16 protein-coding genes are annotated in these 23,427 nt (G+C 42.2%); 3 read left to right on the forward strand and 13 right to left on the reverse strand.

Features of this window, described 5'->3' with window-relative positions; translation table 11 throughout:
• Positions 1–8: 8 nt before the first annotated feature.
• Entirely contained in the window at positions 9–1,280 is a 1,272-nt protein-coding gene (locus FMM05_RS14770) for a DUF2264 domain-containing protein (RefSeq protein WP_143374172.1), read from the reverse strand.
• Between the two features lie 290 nt (positions 1,281–1,570).
• Between FMM05_RS14770 and FMM05_RS14775 the strand changes: the two genes are divergently transcribed.
• Positions 1,571–2,569, forward strand: a complete 999-nt coding sequence (locus FMM05_RS14775; protein WP_143374173.1) for a GntR family transcriptional regulator — start codon at positions 1,571–1,573, stop codon at positions 2,567–2,569.
• Positions 2,570–2,621: 52 nt separating this feature from the next.
• On the opposite strand, the gene FMM05_RS14780 is transcribed toward FMM05_RS14775, so the two are convergent.
• The 12 genes from FMM05_RS14780 to FMM05_RS14835 all read right to left on the reverse strand — a co-directional run bounded on the left by FMM05_RS14780 (position 2,622) and on the right by FMM05_RS14835 (position 21,124).
• Positions 2,622–3,524 (reverse strand): energy transducer TonB, encoded by a 903-nt coding sequence (locus FMM05_RS14780; RefSeq protein WP_143374174.1) that lies wholly within the window; start codon positions 3,522–3,524, stop codon positions 2,622–2,624.
• 1 nt (position 3,525) lies between these two features.
• Positions 3,526–3,936 carry an ExbD/TolR family protein gene (locus tag FMM05_RS14785; RefSeq protein ID WP_143374175.1) on the reverse strand — a complete coding sequence of 137 codons (411 nt, stop codon included), beginning with the start codon at positions 3,934–3,936 and terminating at the stop codon, positions 3,526–3,528.
• A complete protein-coding gene (locus FMM05_RS14790; protein ID WP_143374176.1) occupies positions 3,936–4,643 on the reverse strand; it encodes a MotA/TolQ/ExbB proton channel family protein in 708 nt (235 codons plus the stop codon). The genes FMM05_RS14785 and FMM05_RS14790 overlap by 1 nt, the downstream gene beginning before the upstream one ends.
• 136 nt (positions 4,644–4,779) lie before the next feature.
• Positions 4,780–7,734, reverse strand: a complete 2,955-nt coding sequence (gene secDF / locus FMM05_RS14795; protein WP_143374177.1) for a protein translocase subunit SecDF — start codon at positions 7,732–7,734, stop codon at positions 4,780–4,782.
• A gap of 351 nt (positions 7,735–8,085) precedes the next feature.
• Positions 8,086–9,021: a malate dehydrogenase gene (locus FMM05_RS14800; protein ID WP_143374178.1), complete on the reverse strand. Its 936-nt coding sequence runs from the start codon at positions 9,019–9,021 to the stop codon at positions 8,086–8,088.
• An 18-nt stretch (positions 9,022–9,039) separates the two neighbouring features.
• Complete coding sequence (locus FMM05_RS14805) at positions 9,040–10,059, reverse strand: DUF6588 family protein (protein WP_143374179.1); 1,020 nt, start codon at positions 10,057–10,059, stop codon at positions 9,040–9,042.
• A complete protein-coding gene (gyrB, locus tag FMM05_RS14810) occupies positions 10,040–11,980 on the reverse strand; it encodes a DNA topoisomerase (ATP-hydrolyzing) subunit B (protein WP_143374180.1) in 1,941 nt (646 codons plus the stop codon). Before gyrB ends, FMM05_RS14805 begins: the two co-directional genes overlap by 20 nt.
• Before the next feature lie 235 nt (positions 11,981–12,215).
• Positions 12,216–13,835: an asparagine synthase B gene (gene asnB / locus FMM05_RS14815; protein WP_143374181.1), complete on the reverse strand. Its 1,620-nt coding sequence runs from the start codon at positions 13,833–13,835 to the stop codon at positions 12,216–12,218.
• A gap of 407 nt (positions 13,836–14,242) precedes the next feature.
• Positions 14,243–15,730, reverse strand: coding sequence for a hypothetical protein (locus FMM05_RS14820; RefSeq protein WP_143374182.1), 1,488 nt, complete (start codon positions 15,728–15,730; stop codon positions 14,243–14,245).
• Positions 15,731–15,756: 26 nt separating this feature from the next.
• Positions 15,757–16,209 (reverse strand): hypothetical protein, encoded by a 453-nt coding sequence (locus FMM05_RS14825; protein ID WP_143374183.1) that lies wholly within the window; start codon positions 16,207–16,209, stop codon positions 15,757–15,759.
• Positions 16,210–16,355: 146 nt separating this feature from the next.
• Complete coding sequence (locus FMM05_RS14830; RefSeq protein ID WP_143374184.1) at positions 16,356–18,095, reverse strand: porin family protein; 1,740 nt, start codon at positions 18,093–18,095, stop codon at positions 16,356–16,358.
• A gap of 14 nt (positions 18,096–18,109) precedes the next feature.
• Positions 18,110–21,124, reverse strand: coding sequence for a tetratricopeptide repeat protein (locus FMM05_RS14835; protein ID WP_143374185.1), 3,015 nt, complete (start codon positions 21,122–21,124; stop codon positions 18,110–18,112).
• A 261-nt stretch (positions 21,125–21,385) separates the two neighbouring features.
• On the opposite strand from FMM05_RS14835, the gene FMM05_RS14840 reads away from it, so the two are divergent.
• Complete coding sequence (locus FMM05_RS14840) at positions 21,386–22,069, forward strand: cell division ATP-binding protein FtsE (RefSeq protein WP_143374186.1); 684 nt, start codon at positions 21,386–21,388, stop codon at positions 22,067–22,069.
• A gap of 12 nt (positions 22,070–22,081) precedes the next feature.
• Positions 22,082–23,398, forward strand: a complete 1,317-nt coding sequence (locus FMM05_RS14845) for a phospholipid carrier-dependent glycosyltransferase (protein ID WP_143374187.1) — start codon at positions 22,082–22,084, stop codon at positions 23,396–23,398.
• Positions 23,399–23,427: the final 29 nt, after the last annotated feature.

Below are 23,427 nucleotides of genomic sequence, written 5' to 3' on the forward strand. Positions count from 1 at the left end.
CTTAAGGTTTACTTTTTTTTATCGGTTGGATAATAGGCATGGTCTATTTGTGCTTTTTTACCACCCCAAATTTGCTGTTGGGTGTAAAGTGCATCGGGCGCCGACCAAAATGCTGCTTCCTGCGGTAATCCCAATACCAAAAAAGCTTCAGTACACAAATAAAGGCTACCCGTAGAAATGTAGGGTTCTCCAATTTCCGGCTGGTGGCCGTAAAAACCTATGGTAAGCCAGCCCTTAGCATCAAACGTGCCGGGGGCTTCCATTTGTTTTTTTATAATAGCCTGCAAAGCACAACGCACCTGCGCCGGGCTTACCCCATAAGGAAGCTCCTGCAACAATGCCATTTGCGATAATGCCTGAAACGCTCCCACCCTGTATGCTAATGACCGCCCTATAGCTGGATAAGTGCCTTCCGGTGAAATTAAACGTTCCTGTATGCTGGCATAACGGCGGGAACGCTCTAAAAAAGTACCGTAATTATCTATATAATCGGTTTTATAACGCCAGTTTTTAAGCGTTTCTTCCTTATCCTTAAGTACCAATAAGATATCCAGTATCATAGGCTGAATTACAAAACTGTTGTAATAATCATAATGAAAGTCGGGTCCGTCGCCATACACGCCGTCGCCTAAATACCATTCGTTATGCTTATTAAGTGCATATTCTAACCGAACCATATCGGCCAGGCCCTCTGCATCAAATTTTAATATAGCCGCCTCTATCATTCCCGTAAACAAGAGCCAGTTGGTATACGCAGGAGAGATACCCCGTGTGGATTTTAAAGCCATAAGCACATTTTGTTTTACACGTGGCTCTAAAGGATCCCACAACTGATGCGGTGCCCTTATAAGTGCCTGGGCTAAAAAAGCAGCATCAACAAGGGGTTGCCCACCATCGATAAAATTCATAAAATCTGCCGCCTTGGGGTTGGTAGCATTATCAATACATTGTAAGGCCAGCTTTATATATTGCTGCCTAAGTTTACCTTCATCGGTAGTATCAGCGCCTAATTCCAGCCACGGGGCCATCCCGCTTAGCGTACGGCCAAAAGCCTCAAGATACGTTACTTTATCCCTGTCGCCGTAAGCATTGGGAGAGGTTTCAACAGGCATATCAAGCTTTAAGCGGTTTTTGCTGAGGGCATCCAGCACAGGATGGGCTATTTTAGTAAGGGTTGTAACAAAATACTTTCGGGACTCTTTACCACTATTTGCCTGCTGTGCAACTGCACCGGTGGCTATAAGTAACATCAATCCGAAAAAATATTTAATTCCTGCCATAAGTTTAAATTCATGATGCAAATAAATCATTAAGTTTTCTGTTTAGATTATCCCTAAAACGAAAACGATTTCTTTAATCAGGCAAAAAAAATTGGTTAAGCACCTCTTATATCAATTCCGCAATACTCTCGTAAATTAAATGTATCCTACCCTTTTTTACTGCCTTTTTTTTACATATTTTCAAATTTATAAACATTAACTTTGTTATCATACCAGTCCCCACCAGTTTTTGTATATTAGCCCACCAGTTAATTGTTATTATTACACTTATTGCTTTGTAGCTCTATTTTATGAAAATAATTGAGATTGATACCCGTAAAAGTCTTCCTAAATACAAGCAGATCGTGCTCTCTATTGAGACTGCAATAGCCGATAAAAGGCTAAAGCGCGGCGATAAGCTTCCGTCTGTAAATAAAGTAGCGTTAGAATTTTCACTATCGCGCGATACGATATTACTGGCTTATGAAGAACTTAAAAAGCGCGGCATCATTTATTCCCGATTAGGAAAAGGATATTACATAAAAAGCGAGGAATACACCCTTGAGCAGCGTATCTTTTTATTATTTGATGAATTTAATTCGTTTAAAGAAGATCTTTACAACTCGTTTATAGAAACTGTGGGCAGCATAGCGCAGACGGATATATTTTTCCATTACTTTAGTATTGATGTCTTTAAAAAACTGGTTAACGAAAATAACGGTGATTATTCTAAGTACATCATTATGCCTACTACACTTAAGGGCGCAGCTGAGATTATCAACACATTACCTAAAAATGATGTATACATATTAGACCAAACTAACACTGAACTGGCAGAATACCCCTCGATACATCAAAATTTTGTAAATGATATTTACAATGCTTTGGAGACCGGGTACAGCAAACTTGGCAAATACAAAAAACTAATACTTATTTTCCCCGCCTTTAAACAGCCGCCCGGTATGCAGGAGGGTTTTATTAAATTTTGCGAAGAGCACAGCCTTACCTATGAAATAATCCCTGATTTTGAAGATCATGGTATAGATGTAGGTGATGTTTACATAATACCTAATGACAGGCACTTGGTAAAGGTAATTGAACAGGCAAAGGTGCAGCAATTGAAGATTGGCACTGATATTGGCATTATATCGTATAACGATACGCCGCTTAAAAAAGTTATTGAGAATGGCATAACCACCATATCTACCGACTTTAAAGCTATGGGCAGAATATTAGGTGAGATGATATTACAGCAAAAAAAGATACAGGTAGAAAATGTAAGCAGGCTCATAGAGCGCGGATCCTTATAAACAGGAAGCCCAATGAAATTCATTGGACTTGCTGTTTATTTTGATCTATATATTAGTCTGTAAGCTTAAAGTTGTAAATGATAGTTCCACTTTGCTTGTCCGGTGCATTAGGCGCCGGTGTCCATGTAGTTTGCATAGCCGCCGCTTTCGCCTGCGTTAAAAGGCAGGTTGCCGAGTTGGTTGTTCCCCTTACACCTGCAGTTGCACTGATAACCTTTCCCGCAGGATTTGCATAAACCTGTACTACAACCACACCTTCTTCGTTACACGTGTAACCCGGTTTAGGTGTGCTAAGCGGTTTTCTTCCATTCATGTTGTAATTACCAACACCTGTACCATGCCCTGCTCCGCTACCACCGCCGGAACCACTTCCTGAGCCCGGCCCGGTACCTGTACCATTGCCGCTGCCTGTTCCTCCACCAGAGCCGCCTCCGCTACCTCCTGTACCATAATTACCGTTACTTAGGCCATTGTTAGAACCCTGGTTGCCACCCTGAGTAGTATTGCCGCTACCGCCGCTATTACTGCCTCCTATAATTGCATCAAGTGCCGAATTACTGGGTTTAGGTGGTGCCTTTGGTTTCGTCTCTACTACAGGCTTGGGGGTTTGCACTTCCGGAGCCCTGTTTTTTACGGGTTGGGTATTGGCTACTGCCTCAGCTTTATCATCATCGCTGCCCACAACTTCTTCAGCTGGGGCAGATTGTGTTGGGGCTGTTTTTGCTACAGCCTCACTTTGATATTTGGCACCAAGGCCGTTATCGCTGTCACCAAAGTTTACAGCAACACCGCCACCGCCTCCACCACCTTCTTCAAGCATTACAACTACCTCTTCTTTCTTTACATCAGTCTTGTCCACATCAAACTTCAGGACAAACAACAGGAGCATTACCACTGCAAAAATAGCGGCTGTAATTACCCCCGATTCTTTTTCCTCTCTTTTTAGCTGTAGCATATTAAGGCTTTTTAGTTGTGGCTATAACAAATTTTAGTTTTTGGCTCTCCCCAATTTCAAGGATATTTACCATCTCCTGAACTCTAAGGTCGTACGGAAACCTTACAATAACCGTGCTGTCTTTTGTTTGTTCTACATGTTGCGCCAACCTACCCGCCAGCGAATCAAACGCCACAGGGGCCTGATCGAGATAATATCTGTTTTCCTTTCCTTCTTCTACCTGTATAGAAAGGCTTATATGGCTTTTAGTGGTTTGCGCCGTACTGCGTGCTTTGGGCAGGCTCAGCTTTATTACATTAGGGTTAGCCAGCGTAGACACAATAAGGAAGAACAGGAACAAAAAGAACATGATATCGCTAAGCGATGAAGCCGCGATCTCTGCATGAAAACGTTTATTTCTTTTAACCCTCATTATTTACCTGTAGTTATAATAGTTACAAATTGTATAGCCTGCCTTTGTAAACGAAGCGAAAAGTTATCTATCATCATATTAAAATAGTGGTAACCCGAATACGCTATAACCCCAACAACAAGGCCAAGGCCGGAGCTGATCATCTTTTGGTATAAACCTTCAGATATGGTATCTATGGTTATCTCCCCATCTACCGATATTTTTTGAAAAATAACAATTACACCCCCTATAGTACCAATAAATCCAAGAATAGGCGCTATACCCGCCACAAGACCCAGCCAGCCCAGTTTTTTCTCCATCATTCCTATTTCTACATTGGTTTGCTTCTCCATCATGCCTTCAATTTCGCTTAATGGGCGGCCTATAAGGCTTATACCTGCCTCAAGTATATAACCTTCTGCCGTACCGGCTTTGCCGGCTGTCATTTGCGCTAACTCAATTTTTCCTGAACTCAGCTGAAAGCGAATTTCATTTATAATCGCATCGTTTTGTTTCATTACCTTATTGTAATAAATGGCCCTTTCAATAATCACGTACACGGTAAGAAACAGCAAAAGCATAATGGGAATTACCATTACACCCCCATTCATCAACATTTCAAATAATCGAATAGGTTCTGCGTTTTTTGCGGCCTTTGTAGCGGCAGCAGCTGTATCTTGTGCCGCTGCAGGAATAGTATCCTGTAGTAAGAAAATTAAATTTGTCATCTGTTATTGTTAGTTGCTTCTAAAAAAAGTTTTCCCGTTTTATGATTATAACGAATATATTGTTTATTACGTATGCAAATAAATAAAAAACCTGCCTATTGGCATAGGCAGGTTTCATTTATTTTAACAAAAAAGCTTAAGCTACCTCGTTGTGGCGTTTCTCAATTGCTTCTTTATCTTCTTTAGACATTGTATCTACAAGTACCGGTGTTGCAATAAATAGTGAAGAATATGTTCCTACTATAATACCCACAAGCATTGCAAATATAAATCCGCGGATAGACTCACCACCAAAGATGAACATGATAAGTAATACAAGGATCATGGTTAATGATGTATTAACCGTTCTCGACAATGTTGTATTAATTGAATCGTTTACTATTTGTTTAAAGCTACCTTTTGTGTTACCGGCAAGGTACTCACGAACCCTGTCAAACACAATTACCGTATCATTCATGGAGTAACCAATTACGGTAAGGATAGCAGCAATAAAGTGCTGATCCATTTCCATATGGAAAGGCATAAACTTGTAAAGCGCAGAGTAAAGGCCCAATACAAAGATAACGTCGTGCGCCACCGCTGCAATCGCACCAAGGCTGTACTGCCATTTCCTGAAACTTACCATTAGGTAAATAAACACGATTGCCATTGCACCTAATACTGCATAGTATGAGTTGGTTTTAATATCATCTGCAACTACTGCACTTACCTTAGATGCCTGTACAATACCAAGGTTTTTACCTTCATTAGCGTTTACAAACTGCTCGTAAGACATGTTTGTGTAGTACTTTTTAAGGCCTTCATAAAGCATTCTGTTTACTTCGGCATCGGCCTCAACTGTGTTTTCAGCAATTTTATATTTAGTAGTGATCCTTAACTGAGAATCGTTACCAAATACTTTAGCATCTACACCACCGTCAAATACTTCACCAAGTTCATCCCTTACTGTTTCTACAGATACCGGTTTCTCAAATTTGATCTGGAACGTACGGCCACCTGCAAAATCGATACCTTCATCAAGGCCGTTAACATAGAACGACACACAGCTTAAGATAACTACTGCTGATGAGAATATGTATGTAAATTTCTTAGCTCCAAGGAAGTTGAAGTGTACATTAGTAAACCAGTTTCTTGACATACCGGTTACAAAAGTTAGTTTATCGCCCCTCCTGATACTCCAGTCGAGGAAAATCCTTGTAATGAAGATAGAAGTAAATAATGACGTAAATATACCTATCAATAGTGTAGTTGCGAAACCTTTAACCGGCCCTGTACCAAATATTAATAGTACCAAACCTGTAAGTACGTGTGTTACGTTAGCATCGGTAATAGATGACATTGCACCCCTCCAGCTAAATGATGTTTTAACAGCCTCATCAAGCGTTTTGCCGTGGCGGATTTCTTCTTTGGCACGCTCATAGATGATAATATTAGCATCTACTGCTGTACCAATTGTAAGTACGATACCCGCAATACCGGGAAGTGTAAGCACTGCGCCTAAACTTGCAAGGAAACCAAAAAGGAAAAGTATGTTTACAAGTAGTGCAGCATTTGCATACCAGCCTGCTTTACCGTAATAAACCACCATCCAAAGTGATACAAGCAATAAACCTACTATAGATGAGTTAATACCGTTATCAATAGCTTCCTGACCAAGGGACGGACCTACTACTTCACTCTGTACGATATCAGCCTTAGCCGGTAATTTACCAGCCCTAAGGATGTTAGCTAAATCTTTTGTTTCAGTTACATCAAATGCACCTGATATTTGAGAGTTACCACCGGCAATTGGGCCTGTAGTTACACCCGGAGCAGAGTAAACAACATTATCAAGAACAATAGCAATATAACCTTGCTCCCTGTATGCTTTACCTGTCATTTCTTCCCATTTCTGGGCACCAACAGTGTTCATTTGCATGCTTACCGCAGGCTTGTTCATCTGGTCAAACGTTGCACTTGCATCGGTAATTACGTTACCGCCAAGTGGTGCAATATTTTCTTTATTTCCTTTAAGGGCATAAAGTTCAAGGATACCTGCTGCTTTACGCACATCTTCTTTACCCCATGCAAAACGTGCATTACGAAGTTCGGCAGGTAAAAGGCTGCGGATGTCAGACCTCTTAAGGTAGCTGTTTACTTTAGCAGTATCTTTTGTAGATACAACCGCTAAAACAGGGCCACCCTGACTCATTTGAAGCTTGTCTAAAAGTGGATTGTTGCCTTTTTTTGCAGCAGCAGAATCGTTATTAGCTCCTAAAAGTTTTTCTATAGAATCGTTAGATGCTGTTGCAGTTTCCGGTGTAGCAGCAGTAGCGGTCTCCGTTTTCTTAAGGGTTTCGTTTGCAGTAAAGAAAAAGTTTTGAAGGTCTTGCGCTTTGTAAGCTTCCCAAAACTCTAACTGTGCAGTACTTTGCAATAGTTTTTTAACACGGTCTATATCTTTTGCACCCGGTAACTCTACCATGATACGGCCTGTTTCACCCAGCTTCTGGATGTTAGGCTGAACCACACCAAATTTATCGATACGCTCTGTTAGTACACCAAATGCACTATCAATAGACTCGCTAACTTTTTTCCTGATAACGGTTTTAACCTGAGCATCAGTCATATCTATGTTAACAGCTTCGCTACCCATTATCCTGTTGGTAAACAGTTCCGGCGACGCTAATTTTACACTTCCGTTAGACTCTTTATCAAAAGCTTTGAAAAAAGCATCAAGATAGTCTTCATTACCCTCCCTCTCTTTAGTAGCTCTTTCTAAAGCTTTATTAAAGACAGGATTTTTAGAGTTATTAGCTAAGCCTTTTAAAATCTCTTTTACAGAAATTTCAAGCATAACGTTAATACCTCCTTCAAGGTCAAGACCTTTGTTGATTTGCTTATCCCTTACTTCATTGTAGGTATAACCAAAAAAATGAACTTTCTCTTTACCTATCGAATCCAGGTATTTAAGTTCTTTTTCAGAGTTGCCATTTGCAAATGCCTTGGCATCATCTTCTATCCCGCCCGCAATGAACGTGAAGGAAAGCTGGTAAATACATACTATCGCAAATAATATTGCGAAAAATTTAATGAGTCCCTTATTCTGCATTATTTGTAAAAATTAATTTGTTCAATTTTTTAAAAACGAGCAAATATATAATTTACGATAAGATTAACCAATTTATTTACAAATTATATCATAAAAAAAAGCCACCCTTGGGCAGCCCTCCCCTATTATTATTTGCAGATACCCCGCCATCCCGCACAGGGCTTGTGTTTAGCGGCAATGCTGCGGCGTAAACGTTATATTGCCTCATTTATTATAATTGGCAATTAATCATCCATTTACATCGATACCGGTTTTACAAGCCGCACAATATGCTGTAGCTGCTTGCAATCAACAAAAAAGAGTCCGGAAAGATTACTCTTCCCGGACTCTTATATAATTTTACGAATCAGCTTATGCCAACACCTCTTTAAGGTCGGCATTCATATTCCTTACAGCATCGGCACTTTTGGCAAATTTTGCCTTTTCGTCGTCGCTTAGGTGTATATCAACAATTTCTTCAAGACCATTAGCGCCAATAATACACGGCACACCCATACAAATGTCATTCTGGCCATACTCTCCTTCTAAAAACACAGAGCAGGCAATCATTTTCTTTTGGTCGTTTAAAATACTGTCTACAAGGTACGCAACCGATGCTCCCGGTGCATACCATGCCGATGTACCTAAAAGGCCAGTAAGTGTAGCCCCACCCACCATAGTATCGGCAGCTACCTTATCCAGCACATCCTGCTGAAGGAAATTAGAAACCGGCATACCGTTATATGATGCCAGCCTTGTAAGCGGTATCATGGTTGTATCGCCATGTCCGCCTATTACCATACCATCTATATCGCCAATTGGCTTATCTAAAGCCTTAGATAAAAAGTACTTAAATCGCGAGCTATCCAGCGCGCCGCCCATACCTATTACCCTGTGCTTAGGCAGGCCTGTAGCTTTTAGGGTAAGGTATGTCATGGTGTCCATAGGGTTAGATACCACTACAATGATAGCATCCGGCGAATGTTTCAATACATTCTCTGCCACGCCTTTTACAATACCCGCATTTATACCTATAAGTTCTTCGCGTGTCATGCCCGGTTTCCTGGGTATGCCCGAAGTTATTACTACTACATTACTATTTGCTGTTTTGCTATAATCGCCTGTTATGCCAGATACCCTTGTGTTAAAACCGGTATTAGGTGCGCATTGCATAATATCCATAGCTTTACCTTCGGCAAAACCCTCTTTTATATCCAGCAATACAACTTCGCTTGCAATACCCCGATAAGAAATTACATCGGCACAGGTTGCGCCTACATTTCCGGCGCCTACGATCGTTACTTTCATACTCTATTATTTGGTTGGTTAATTGAATAAATACTGCAAAGACACGTTACTATTTATAAATTTACCAAAAGCAAGTATCGTTTGCACCTTAAAATTACCAATATTATATGTAATAGCCGCCTCTCCTATGTAATTTATTCTCGTTTTATATATACTTTTTAAACGTTCGTTAAGAATTTGCTGCAATGGTATGGTTTCTTCTATGGTTCCGGTCTCGCCGGTAACCTTATATTTAATGTCGCTGGTACTTACCATAAAGCTGCCCATAGCCTCCCATTTGCCAAATTCTTTAGATCCGCTTACCTGAAACTGCCACGTATCTACCAAACCGTTTATTTGGTTAATACCCAGTGAACCATAGTCAGTCTGCACATTTAAAAAGTCGAATGACACATCTTCTTTAGACCATGCCGCTAATAATGCAAAATGTATCTTTTTATCTTCCAGACTTTTAAAATACTGACTAAAATTATGCTTTAAGCCAAAGCCATATACCTGGTAGTTGCTCTTTTTAAGGTTTACCTGCGGCGAATATTTAACCACCAGCTCTGCGCCATAACAAAGCCCTAACGAGCCCTGTAGGTACGGATAGGCCACTACTTCCATATTCATGCCCTGTGGCGTTTCTAACCGTAACGGGCTGTCGCCCAATTCACCACTAAGATATACCTGATCTTTATTACCCAATGCCGTTGGTACACTTGCCTGCGTGCCTTCCTCCAACTGGAAAAAAGTAAAATCGCTGTTATAAATGGTAAACCTGCGGTCGCTTTGAGGTGTAACGAACACATTGACATGGAATGCCAGGTTAACATCCCACAGCTCAGGCTTTTTAGGGCTGCTTATCCATCCGGAAGCCGCCTGGTATACCGCTGCATCGGCAGCCGGGGTTATGTACTGGTCAGAAAAAAATAGGGCGTCACTAATGAGACGCCCTACCTGTTCAAGTTCTTGTGTTTGCGCTGTAGCGCCGCCCGTTATCAACAAGGCAGCAACAGCAATTGTCTTTATAAATGACCTATGCGTCAATTTTCGCATACACGGCGTTTTTCTCGATAAATTCCCTCCTTGGCGGAACCTCATCGCCCATAAGCATAGAGAATATTCTGTCGGCTTCCGGCAGGCTGTCTATACCTACCTGGCGCAGCGTGCGGAATTCAGGATCCATAGTAGTATCCCAAAGCTGCTCTGCATTCATCTCTCCAAGACCTTTATAACGCTGAATAGCAGTACCGCCACCCATACGCTCAGTGATCTGGTCGCGTTGGTTCTCCGTCCATGCATATTCTTTTTTAGTCCCTTTTTTTACAAGGTATAAAGGCGGGGTAGCAATATATACGTGCCCGTTCTCTATAAGTTCTTTCATAAAACGGAAGAAGAACGTTAATATAAGGGTAGAAATGTGCGAGCCGTCAACGTCGGCATCACACATAATAACTACTTTATGGTAACGCAGTTTTTCAAGGTTAAGCGCTTTACTGTCTTCGGCCGTACCAATAGTAACACCTAATGCAGTAAATATGTTACGAATCTCCTCATTTTCAAACACTTTGTGGTGCATAGCTTTTTCCACATTAAGGATTTTACCCCTTAACGGAAGTATAGCCTGAAACGCCCTGTCGCGCCCTTGTTTTGCAGTACCACCTGCCGAGTCGCCCTCTACAAGGAACACCTCACATTTTGCAGGATCCTGTTCAGAACAGTCGCTAAGTTTACCCGGCAATCCGCCGCCGCCCATAACAGTTTTACGCTGAACCATTTCGCGCGCTTTTTTAGCAGCGTGGCGTGCCTGTGCAGCAAGTATAACCTTTTGCACGATTATACGCGCATCGTTAGGGTTTTCCTCAAGGTAATTCTCAAGCATTTCGCTTACCGCCTGGCTTACAGGAGCTACCACCTCGCGGTTACCCAGCTTGGTTTTGGTTTGCCCTTCAAACTGAGGCTCAGCAACTTTAACCGATATGATAGCCGTAAGGCCCTCACGGAAGTCATCGCCGGATATCTCAAATTTAAGCTTATCTAAGAGCCCTGAGCTATCGGCATATTTTTTAAGGGTGTTGGTTAAACCCCTCCTAAAACCCGAAAGGTGCGTACCACCCTCGTGGGTATTAATGTTATTTACGTAAGAGAAAATATTCTCGGTATAGCTGGTGTTGTATATAAGCGCAACCTCCACAGGCACTTCGCCTTTTTCGCTTTCCATGCTGATAACATGAGAGATAATAGGCTCACGGTTACCATCAAGAAAACGGATATACTCTTTAAGGCCTTCATCCGAGTGGAAAACTTCCGACACGAACTCGCCTTTATCATCTTTTTCCCTTTTATCGGTAAGGGTAATGGTAATGCCTTTATTTAAGAATGATAGCTCGCGCATACGTGCCGCAAGGGTATCATAAGAAAACTCTGTGGTTTGGGTAAAAATGGTATCATCCGGGTGAAAAGTTTGCATGGTACCCCTTTTCTCCGTCTCGCCAATTTGCTTAACCGGATACATAGATTTACCCTTTTCGTATTCCTGCTCGTATATCTTGCCATCCCTGAAAACAGTGGATTTCATGTGGTTAGACAGCGCATTTACAACCGAAACACCCACACCGTGAAGGCCACCCGATACTTTATAAGAATCTTTATCGAATTTACCACCGGCACCAATCTTGGTCATTACAACCTCCAGTGCGCTAACACCTTCTTTTTTGTGCATGTCTACCGGGATACCACGGCCGTTATCCTCAACAGTAACAGATCCGTCCTCGTTTATGGCAACACCTATGGTATCGCAATGGCCGCCCATGGCCTCATCTATAGAGTTATCTACAACTTCGTAAACCAAATGGTGCAAACCCCTAACACCCACATCGCCAATATACATAGAAGGGCGCATCCTTACGTGCTCCATCCCCTCAAGGGCCTGAATACTATCTGCTGAATAATTGTTTTTCTTTACCTCTTCACTCATAAAATTTTATCTTAACGAAATTTTAAGTTAACGAACAAATATATAAAAACACAGGCGATAATGCTACTAAACAGCCTCTTTTAGCACCTAAGTTATTAACAATTTATTAAAACTTGCCATATTTTAAAGATATATCTAAATACTGTTAAAAGCATAAAACAAAAAACGCCCCGCTTACGGCGGGACGCTCTTTTACAAACAAACAAACTAAATTTTATAAACTATAATCCTACTACTAAACCTCTATCTTAACTACCTGTGCGATAGCAGTATCGGCCTGCACGTGGGCTGCATTGGCACGCCCGCTCGGGTCGGTGTTGGCCTGCCATTTGGGTATCCATTTTCTAACGGTTTGGGCAGCACTAACCTGCGGAAAATGCTTATGGAAAATACTCCTGTAAAAGTAAGCCTCTTTAGTTGCCGGGGTGTTGTACGGAAAGCGCTCTTCTGCCGCTTCCATCTCATCATCAGCTACTTGCGAAGAGCAATACTCAATTAAAGTATCTATCCAGTTGTACCCCACCCCATCGCTAAATTGCTCTTTTTGCCTCCACAATACCTCATCGGGCAGGTACGGACTATCGGGCATATCAAATGCCTTACGGAGTATGTATTTCTCTACCCCACCATAAGTTTTTGGCTGCTTTTCCTCGGGTTTGATTGTAATAGCGAGCTCTAAAAAAGCCTTGTCTAAAAAGGGTACGCGCGCCTCAAGTCCGTGAGCCATAGTACTTTTGTCTGCCCTTAGCAGGTCGGCCGTAAACAGTTTCTGAACCCTCTCGATCGTCTCTTTATGAAACTCTTCCGATGACGGTGCGTTCCTAAAATACAGGTATCCGCCAAAGATCTCATCGGCACCTTCGCCTGATAGCACTACCTTTATTCCCCTGTCTGTGATGGCTTTACTTAAAAAATACATGGGTGTACTGGCCCTTATTGATGTAACATCGTACGTTTCAAGGTGCCAGATAAGCTTATCGAGTATCTCAATACCCTGATCTATAGTAAAATGCACTTCGTAATGCTCTGTGCCTAAAAATTCGGCAACCTTGCGTGCAGCTACGGCATCGGGCGCCATGGCATCCAAACCTATTGAAAATGAGTGAAGTTTGTGGCTGCTGCCCTTTAAAAGCCTTGCAGCGATAGACGACGTTAACGACGAATCCAGCCCGCCCGAAAGCAGCACCCCAACGGGCACATCACTCATTAAACGTTTCTCTACTGCTTGTGTAAGCGACTGGCGTATAGCCTCATAATCAACCTCTTCCACACCTTTAGAGGCATCTTCCCACCGCGGCCTGTAGTATTTTACAAAGCCCGTTTTAGGCGTATAGTAATGCCCCGGGGGGAAGGTTGAGAACGACTTGCATTGGTCTGTAATGGCTTTCATTTCAGAAGCAAAGTACACCCTGCCCCTCTCGTCCAATCCATAATATAATGGCTTGACACCCAGCGGGTCGCGTCCGGCAATAAAGTCATCGCCATCTATAACCACAAAGGCAAAGATACCATCCAGCATATCGCAAAACTCATAGCCATACTCCTCATATAGGTGTACAATTACCTCAGAATCAGACATTGTCCTGAACGTATGGTGTTTTAGCACGGTATCTCGAAGCTTTTGGTGGTTATAGATCTCACCATTGTGTATCATCCAGGCAGCTGCAGAACCCTGAATAGGCTGTTTACCAGTATGTAAGTCTACAATAGACAGGCGCTCATGGCTTAAAATATGCCCGTTTTGGGTTATATGCAAGTCGCTTTCATCGGGGCCGCGGTGCGACATCCTTTTGCTAAGTTGCTTTACTAATGCTTCGTCTTTTCCTTTACCTATTATTGCTAAAATGCCACACATACTGTCTTATATTTAAAGTTGGATGTCAAAAACACTTATTTGGTTATTTTCAACAAGACAAAATTGCATTTTACCTTTCAATTATAAAACATAATTTAACAATATGCTTACAATTTAAAACTTAAAACTGCGATTTTAAATGGTTTGATATTTCACTTTTGGATTTTGAGTTAGCCTGCTTACAGTTTGTAAATTCGGCACTCTCCTGATAGCCCTTTATAGGCGATTAACCACTGTAATATACCGATCGGTATATTTTTTAAAACAGAAAAACCCTTCAAATTGGAAATATACCGATTGGTATAATTTTAATTTATGGGTTTGGATTTTTTTAGCGGAAAATTAATTCGCGTTTTAAAAATTACAATTGAATTTTCATCTTATAAAATTCCTGAAATTCCATCTAATTAATTTTTTGAATAGCGAGGATTCTCCTTATTGATAAATCCTTCATAGAGCCCTTCGGGTAAAGTCGACACGGCGAGGTTAAACTGAGCTTTGTTCTCATTACGTTTTGCAACATCTTTAAGGTAATAATTGTACTTTTGGTACACATAACACATGCGTATACGGTTATGTACATCTAAATCGGTATCCTGTATCATGGCTAAAAGCCTGGCAGCAATTTTATCCCTGTCTTTAGCCTCATATATTAGCTTGCCTGTATCGTTTATGTCGCCATAATAATGACTTTCTGGAGCGTTATCTATTTTGAGGCTGATACCTATAAGTAAATCACCAATATTAATACCCAGCTTTTCCAGCTCTTTAATATAGGTATGCCTGCGCACCTCGCCGGTACCGGTAGTGGCAGCATCCTCAAAATCAGTATCAACAATGGTAAGATGGGCACACATAAAAACATCCCATTGGGTAGTTTCTGCTGCCAGTACTGCAATATTCCTCATGTGCAGGCGGGATAGTAGGCTTACGCGGGTAGTGCCAACAATACGGCGGCTCCGTTTACAATCAAGAGCAATTGCCTCGGAGTAGTAGCGCCACAAATAATCTTCAAAATCAGTATTGGTAGTACCTTTAGGTGTATTAGTATAGGCTTCGGCAAGAAGCTTTTTAAATTTCCAGTCGGTTGCATACAGCCTGTCGGCCTGTACCCATTTATTACTTTGCCATTCGCACCACTTGTTATAATACTGCGCGTAATCTTCATCCTTCTCTTCATAAGGCTCGCCCAGTTTAGCATTGGCGTAGTCTAAAAATGCGGTCATCTCAGCACCGGGTGCATCAGGAAATTCTATATCATAATTTTTCGCATCGTCATAAAATACATTATCATCACTTACAAACAGCTCAGAATACTGCACCAGCCGTGCATATTCTTTCTTTAAAGGGATGATCGTAAGAAAATTGGTAATGTAGCAGGCGAAGATAGATTCAGAGGTATTATTCTCCCGTGTGTTGTAGTTGTAAAACCAGCCGTTTGTAACATTTTTATAACGGTTGTAAGCTTCCTTTTCAAACCGCATGGTAAGGTTAGACGACCTGCCCTGGGCATGTATACTAAGGCTAAGCTCCTGCTCCTGCTCATAATTTAAGTAAGTATCGCATATTGCATGAAGGCTATCCAGCACATATAGACCGGGATACTTTTTCATGATCTGGTTATAGTCCAAACCTGCATCTATATCCTGTTTAATGTTTAATGCCTCCTTTTGATTAGCCGAAATATGATGTGCATAATACGCCTGTGGTACACTATTATACACGGCTGTAGGCATGTGTTGAAACTGCACATGCAGCGAGTCGGCAATATGTTTTAATTTTGAAAGTACGGCATCGGTATAAAGGAGCCCGTTTGGGTTATGCCCAACAGTTCCAGATTGTGCCAACGCGGTTTGACCTATAAGAAGCAGTAAAAGCGCACAAATCTTTTTCATACTTCCAAATGTAAGAAAATCAATTGTTACACTATCTCCTGCACCAAATATTTCGTTCCGTTTACCTCAAAAGTATCGCCCACCAGCATGCCCATCATTTTTTCGCCTAAGGGCGATTTTGGCGAGAGCGCGATAACACTTTTACCGTCTATGCTTATTTTGGGCAGTGCCGCGCTTACAAACAGCAGCAGGCCGTTTGCCGTTACCAGGCTACCCAGGGCTATTTTGGTTGCTGTAACATCGGGGTTTATCTTTTCCAGCACGGCCTTTTGCTCTATAAACTCCCCTATTTTGTGGTTGAGCTTTTCCTGCTCCAGGTGCATCATAGAGAGCGCCGTTTCGTGCTTATCCCCCGCCGACCCCTTGGCATCGTTAGATGCGTCCTCCGTAAGGGCGGCTATCATATCCTTAAAGGCATCTATGCGGTCGTCTACCTGCTGGCGGTAGTAGGTTAGGATTTTATGTTTTAGTGTGTCCAATTGTATGCGGTTTTGTTAGTTTCCTGCAAGGTTTTAAAAACCTTGTAGGTGTAAAATATGTACAAAAATAAACCTGCAAGCCATATAAACAGCATTGCAGGTTACAATAAAACCTACAAGGTTTTTAAAACCTTGCAGGTTGTGTATTAAAAATTAAACTTATACGCTGCGCCCAACACAAACTGAAAGCCCTGCACCGGGTAGTTTACCCATTTTTGGTAGTCCTGGTTGGTTATGTTGTTAAGCCTTAAAAATCCGCTAAGGCGCTCGTTATATTTGTACCCCACGTGGGCATTAACATCAAAATAGCTATCAAGGGTAACAACCTGAGGCTCGGTTAGTGCTGTAAAGTTAGGCTGTATGATATCCATACGTTCGCCAATGAAGAACACGTTAGTACCGGCACTCCATTTCTCTGTAATGTTCACATCAAGGTTAGCGCCTACTTTAATTTGCGGAAGGTTCCACGCCTCAAGCTGATCTGTAGTATAGCTGCTGAACGTACCGTTGATGCCAAAGGCAATGTCCTGCGAAAAATCAGCCTTTAACTCTCCAAAAAAGCTTACTGTTTTAAGGTCGTCGTAAATTACGTTGAATGAGTTGCCGTAGGCATAATTGTCCTGAACGATAAGATTATCATAGATACCACTGTAATTTACAAACAGCGCACGGTTATCTTCTTTCATGTACGACCCGCGAATGTTGTAAGACACTGCGCTTGCCAGCTTACCTTTTAAGCCCACGTATACATCATACTGCTGGCTGGTTGGTGTTACTGCAAGGTTTGGCGATACAAATGGGTTTTGGGTTACAAAATCAGCATACGAGTTTTGTTTCATGGCACCCTCGGCACCGGCATAAGCTACCATAAGGTCGCCCACCAGTTTGTAAGATGCTTTTACCTGTGGGTAAATGTTCAGTTTATTGTCTTTTTCTTCATACAGCTTGCTCATGGTATAGAACAGGCCTGCGCCAAGCTGTACCGAAAGGTCTTCTTTTTGATACAGTAAACTCGGCTGTATGCCCAGGTTAAAGTTGCTGTATTCAACCGGCAATAGGGTATCATCGCCCAGGGTACCGCCCACATAATCGGCCACAAGGTCTACTTTTATCTTTTCTTCCGCAACATCCACATCAAAAGACGGGGTTACGAAAAATCGGTTCTCTGCCGACCCGTAATCATCCCAAAAGCGTTTGTACTGTATTTGCGCGTCATGAAAAAAGCTGTCTTTAGTACTTACCCTACCGCCCACATAGGCCGTGTTGTAGGTATGTGCCGGGTCTATACTGCGAATGGTTGCTTCATCAAACGTGGTGTACTCCAGCGGAAGCCCATACCAGTTGTACTTTTGCATCTGGTAGCCCAAATCGGTACTCCATGAAAAGTCTTTCTGGCGGTTGCCATAGGTAAGGTCAATCCCCGTGTTGCTGTATTTATCATCCAGCACTACACCTTCTATACCACCCTGAGATGATACATGGCGCAACATACCGCCCACATAAGAGGTACTGCTTAGGTTCTCGGTTACAAAAAGCTCTGCGTTAATGGTACCGTAGTTACCCATGCCTAAGGTAGCGTAGTTGTTAAACAGCTTTTCACGCGCTTCTTTATCTACCGCGGCGGCCTTACCCTTTGCGGGTGCAAAGGTAGAGGCTACGGGGAATGAGAAGATGTTGTACTTTATCTCTTCTTTCTGAATTTCCTTTTCGTCTTCAATTACAGGGGTTTCCTTAACCTTAAATGCATCCGATATGGTTGGGGTATACGGCTTTACAACGTTTACCACCTCAGTGCCTATATTCTCGTCCTTTTTTTGTGCAAATGCGCCCTGCAGGCCTGCAAATGCAACAATAGCTGCTATTTTATATTGAAATTTGATCTTCATGGCTCGTCTTAAAATTAATTTTGGATAGATGAATTGCGTGTTGCCTCCTGGCCTTTAATGGTATCAAGTTCTTTTTGGGCTTCCTCAATAACATCAGGATAGGCCGTAAAGTTCTTAATTACACTCTCCAGTATGTACGTAGCCTGGAAACTGTCTTTTAAGCCATAGAAGTTTTTAGCCATTACTATAAGGCCTTTGGCACCAAAATATTTGTAGCCTGAATAATCTTTAGAGAGCTTTTGCACCGCAGTGTTACTGGCCTCATATTTACCGTCTTTGTTTTTAAAATACGCATCATAATATAACGCCTCTGCTGCCAGCTCGCCTTTTGCAATGGTTAGCAATTTGGCGTACGCCTCACGGGCTTTAGGCTCGTTGTTGGTTTTAACGGCCGATCGTGCCACGATAATTTGCGCATCGCTCTTAACGCGATCTTCGGTTTTGTTGTTGGCCAAAACCTTATCGGCATATACTACTGCATTGGCGTAATCCTGCTGGTCGTAGTAGCTCTTCATAAGGTTAGACTGCGCAAACGTAATGTTCTGCGGGAAGTCGGCCTCCGTCTCTAAACGCTTAAGCACCGGGATGGCTTTGGCATAATCGTTTTTCTTTAGGTGGATAGACGACAGCCTTGCCAGCGCCTGCTCTGTAAACTCGCTCCTTGATTTGCCAATAACAAACTCGTAGTGCGGTACGGCATTGGTTTCCAGGCCTTCGGCGTAGTACGACTGTGCCAGGTAAAAGTTAGCTTTAAGGGCCGATATCCCGTTGGGGAATTTAGCCACATAACCGCTTAGCGCAGATATAGCCTGCTTGGTATTATTTTGAAGGTACTGCTTCTCGGCAGCCTCAAAAGCGGTGTTATCAAGGTCGGCATCGCTAATATCTACGAAGCCCAGTGTCTTAACCCATGCCGCATACTCATCAGTACGGCCGTTATCTACATAAATAAGGCGTGCGGTTTGTACCGCCTCCATAGCCTCCGGCGTGTTAGGGAACTCTGCCACCACTTTTTTAAATTTTACCAACGCCTTTTCATCATTCTCGGCATTGTAGTAAATAAGCGCCTGGCGCATAATGGCACGACTTACATAAGAGCTGGTTTTGTATTCGGCAATAAGCCTGTCATACGCCACAATAGCCTTATCGGTCTGTTTTTCAGTTACGTACGTGTTACCTAATTCATACAGGGCATCATCGGCATATTTAGATTTCGGGTACGTTTGAACGAACTTAGTCAGGTCTTCAATTTTCTTCTCGTTCCTTGCCACAAAGCCGTAGCTTATTGCTTTTTGAAACAAGGCATAATCCGCATCAATACCTTTCATATCAATAGCCTTGTTGTAGGCCTCCATAGCCGGCCAGTATTTACCGCTTACAAACTGGCTGTCGCCCAGGCGAAGCAGCGCATCGTTAAGCCTTACCTTATCGTCTTTGGCAGTAGCTACGTAGTCATTAAAGAATTTGGCAGCCTGGTCATACTCCTTAAGTTTAAAGTAAGTGTACGCTATATTGTAATTGATGTTTTTATACTCGGGTGTGGTTTTGGCCTCCGCCGAACCCGCAAACTGCTTAAAGCTTATCAACGCCTCGCTAAACTGGTCTAACACATACTCGGTTTCGCCTTTCCAAAAGGTGGCACGCGCCGTAAAACGGGGATCGCGCTGCTCTGAAAGCGATTTTTTAAACATGGCAAGCGCCTCCTGGTAATTACCATCGGTATACAGTTCCATACCGCGGTAAAAAGTTACTTTTTGGTAGGCCAGCCTGTTTTCCGGCGATTTATTCTTCTCTAACAACGTAAGTGCCTCTTTGTAGTTTTTAGAGGTTATGTAAGAGTTGATAAGCAAATTCTGGATTTCCTGCTTAAATGGCGTGGCAGGATATTTTTCCATAAAGGCGCTTAACACCTCCGGCGTACTCTGGTACGGGTTGCCTATCTCGTAGCTTAGCTTGGCATAGTTTAAATAGGCATCTTCCTGAATTTTAAGGTCAAATTCCATTTCCGATGCATTTTTAAACGCATTCAACGCCTGCTGTTTTTTGTTGGTTTTTAGGTAGCTTTCGCCTAAATGGTAGTACGCATTTTGGGCAATGGCATCTTTACCGCCGATGATTTTGTTAAATTCGGCAATGGCGCTCTCATAATCGCCCTGTTTGTAATACGCGTAACCCAATTGGTAAAAATCGGTATTGCTCCACTTGCCTTTGTTGCCACGGTAGGCTTTAAGGTACGGGATAGCCTTATCGTACTGCCCTAAGTTAAAGTAGCTTTCGCCGATGATCTTGGATAGCTCCGACTTCTCGTTGGCATCGCTTTTAGGAAGTTGCGGCACGCCCACATCTATCGCCTTCTGAAAGTTACCCTGCTTAAAGTTCATATCAGCCTGAAAGTACGACATCTTTTCGCTGTACTTATCTTTATCCTCTACGGCTTCAAACAACTGCGTGGCTTTTTTGTAATCGTCGCCTTCATAGGCAATAAAGCCAAGGTAGTATTTGGCCTGGGAGCCGTATTGTTTAGAGTCTTTTACTTTGGTAAGATACTTATCGGCCTCTTTCTTGTCGCCGGCATTAAAGTAGCTATACCCCTTCTGGAAGTTGTAACGGTCCCTGTCGGTATCGCCAAGGCTGCTTTCATCTACCTTATCGTACCATTCTATAGCCTCTTTGTAGTGGCCCTGGCTAAAGTTATAGCCCGCCACCTCTACATACGCCTGGTTTTGCTTGGTGCTGGTAGGGTAATCTTCCACAAAATCTTCTATAAGTGCGCCGGCATCCTTTTGGTTAAGGCGAACAGCACAGGTAGCAATGTAATAAGCGCATTCTGCCTGTACATCGGTATCCTTGTTATCGTTTTTTGTCTTTTCAAATAGTATTTGTGCGGCCTGGTACTGCTTGTCGTTATACAACGCTACCGCCTTATCATAGTCTTTAAGCTGGTGTGTGTAAATTGTAGATTGCTGTGCCGAAAGGCTTAAACCCCAAAATGGTATGGTAAACAGCAGTGCCCTGTTGAGTTTGCGCATAGTTAAAATTTGTTTATTTTATGGTAAGCCAAATATAGTACTTCTTATTATTATTTAACGGATGTATTTTGCCTTTTAGTATACTACACCTATTGCTAATACTGGTGTTTTGCCCCGCCAAACCTACAAATATGCGCAAATACCTGTAAAATTTTAACCCAAAATTAACCATACCTCAACCCCGGCGGGGGTAATGCCTTAAATAAAATTTTGATTACCCATGTTAACTTATTACTTTTACCATTCCTAACAAATAACCTTATGCCTCAGCCTGTATTATCTCTAAAAAATGTAAACGTTTACCAGGACAATAATGCTGTACTTAACGGTATTGACCTTGAAGTGAACCATGGTGAATTCCTGTACATAATCGGTAAGACCGGTTCCGGGAAAAGCAGCCTTATGAAAACACTTTACGGCGACCTTAAGCTGCGCGAGGGCGAAGGCGAATTTGTAAATTATAACCTTGCAAAGCTGCGCGAAAGGGATATACCTTACCTGCGCCGTAAAATAGGCATTGTTTTTCAGGACTTTAAGCTACTGCCGGACAGGAGTGTTTATGATAACCTTCAGTTTGTACTCAGGGCTACCGGCTGGAAAGACAAGCAGGAAATGGAAGTTAAAATAAACCAGGTGCTTGATAAAGTAGGTATGAAAAGCGCCGCACACAAAATGCCCCACCAAATAAGCGGTGGCGAGCAGCAGCGTATTGCCGTGGCACGCGCCCTGCTTAACGACCCTGAGGTTATCCTTGCCGATGAACCAACAGGTAACCTGGACCCGCAAACCAGTGTAGAGGTTATGCAACTGCTTAGGGAAATTAACCAGAACGGCAAAACCATTATTATGGCCACGCACGATTATGCCCTGATCATGAAGTTTCCTGCCAAAACCCTTAAATGCGATAACGGCACCCTGTTTGAAGTAGTACAGAGAACGGTATAACAGCCCTGCTTTATGATAAACAGGTTACACGCCTTTATGCTGCAAAAGCCCATTACTGCAATTGTGCTTTTTGGCATCATTACCCGTTTATTTGTTATGCTCCTGTACGGGCATGTTACCATTTTTAAAGATTCGGAAGGATATCAATTGCTGGGTAAACGTTTAGCCAACTTTAACCTTATGGGTTATGATGGTACACGCAGCCCCGGTTACCCCCTGCTTTTAACCCTTGCAGGCAATTACCTGCCATTGGCTATTGTATACCAAATGCTGCTGGGCCTTGTTACAGCCGTATATCTTTATAAAACGCTTTGCCTCATTCATGTAAATAAAAAAGCTGCACTTTACCTTACCCTACTGCTTAATAGCTTTATACACGTAATTTTTTATGAAGCGGCCATATTAACCGAGTCGGTTACGCTGCTTTTTATGACCCTGAGTTTTTACTACACATTTAAATTGCTTTACAGTACGTTTAAATTTAAAGATATTCTTGTTTTTGGGCTTATCTTAGGCTGGTTTATCCTTATAAAGCCCTTTTACATTTTTTTGCCTTTTCTTATCTATGGCATTTATACGATAAAAGATTTTACTTTTTCAAGGATCATCAACAAAGTATTGCTTATAACTGTTTTTCCCCTGATCTCTTTTTTAGGATGGTCCTACGTAAATAAGGTTAATACTGGGTATTTTGTATCTACCACCTATTTTGGCATCAATATAGCGCAAAACTGCGTTTATTTTGCCGAGAAAACATCGCCTGAATATGCCGAAATAGGCGCCCTTTATGCAAAACTCAGGGAAGCAAGGCTAAACACCGGCAAAGATATGGCCATGACCATATGGCTATTAGTGCCCGAAATGATGGAAACAACAGGCGTATCGCTGCCAGACCTTTCTAACCGACTTAGCAAGTACAGCAAAGTTACCATAGCAAAAAACCCTGTTGACTATGCAAAACAGGTGGTTACCCTATCCTGGAAAGATTTTTGGCAAACCGTTATTTACTGGAATTATTCGGAGTTTTATTTCCCTTATGTAAATAAGGCTTTTGCGCTTATCTGGATCATACAACGCTATATATTGCTTGTTTTTAAAATAACCTTTATTGCGCTTATACCCTATTATTGCTACAGGTTTATAGTGAACCGTAAAATAACACCCATGCTGGTAATTGTTGTGGTGGTGTTTACCGCCTCTTTATTGCAGGCTATGGCTACTTATGGCACCAACTCCAGGTTTAGCTACCCTTTTGAGCTTTTAATGATTATAACGGTGCTGCTTACTTTTAAAAAGCCCATTAAACAGGCCGTTGCAGCCATTTTTTAATTAGTAACTTTGCCCTAAACCCTGTTGCA

Source organism: Flavobacterium zepuense (assembly GCF_007097145.1).
GTDB lineage: Bacteria > Bacteroidota > Bacteroidia > Flavobacteriales > Flavobacteriaceae > Flavobacterium > Flavobacterium zepuense.

Coding starts and splice junctions, on each gene's coding strand:
- FMM05_RS14770 (WP_143374172.1), bottom strand. CDS start 1,280: ATGGCAGGAATTAAATATTTTTTCGGATTGATGTTACTTATAGCCACC.
- FMM05_RS14775 (WP_143374173.1), top strand. CDS start 1,571: ATGAAAATAATTGAGATTGATACCCGTAAAAGTCTTCCTAAATACAAG.
- FMM05_RS14780 (WP_143374174.1), bottom strand. CDS start 3,524: ATGCTACAGCTAAAAAGAGAGGAAAAAGAATCGGGGGTAATTACAGCC.
- FMM05_RS14785 (WP_143374175.1), bottom strand. CDS start 3,936: ATGAGGGTTAAAAGAAATAAACGTTTTCATGCAGAGATCGCGGCTTCA.
- FMM05_RS14790 (WP_143374176.1), bottom strand. CDS start 4,643: ATGACAAATTTAATTTTCTTACTACAGGATACTATTCCTGCAGCGGCA.
- secDF (WP_143374177.1), bottom strand. CDS start 7,734: ATGCAGAATAAGGGACTCATTAAATTTTTCGCAATATTATTTGCGATA.
- FMM05_RS14800 (WP_143374178.1), bottom strand. CDS start 9,021: ATGAAAGTAACGATCGTAGGCGCCGGAAATGTAGGCGCAACCTGTGCC.
- FMM05_RS14805 (WP_143374179.1), bottom strand. CDS start 10,059: ATGCGAAAATTGACGCATAGGTCATTTATAAAGACAATTGCTGTTGCT.
- gyrB (WP_143374180.1), bottom strand. CDS start 11,980: ATGAGTGAAGAGGTAAAGAAAAACAATTATTCAGCAGATAGTATTCAG.
- asnB (WP_143374181.1), bottom strand. CDS start 13,835: ATGTGTGGCATTTTAGCAATAATAGGTAAAGGAAAAGACGAAGCATTA.
- FMM05_RS14820 (WP_143374182.1), bottom strand. CDS start 15,730: ATGAAAAAGATTTGTGCGCTTTTACTGCTTCTTATAGGTCAAACCGCG.
- FMM05_RS14830 (WP_143374184.1), bottom strand. CDS start 18,095: ATGAAGATCAAATTTCAATATAAAATAGCAGCTATTGTTGCATTTGCA.
- FMM05_RS14835 (WP_143374185.1), bottom strand. CDS start 21,124: ATGCGCAAACTCAACAGGGCACTGCTGTTTACCATACCATTTTGGGGT.
- FMM05_RS14840 (WP_143374186.1), top strand. CDS start 21,386: ATGCCTCAGCCTGTATTATCTCTAAAAAATGTAAACGTTTACCAGGAC.
- FMM05_RS14845 (WP_143374187.1), top strand. CDS start 22,082: ATGATAAACAGGTTACACGCCTTTATGCTGCAAAAGCCCATTACTGCA.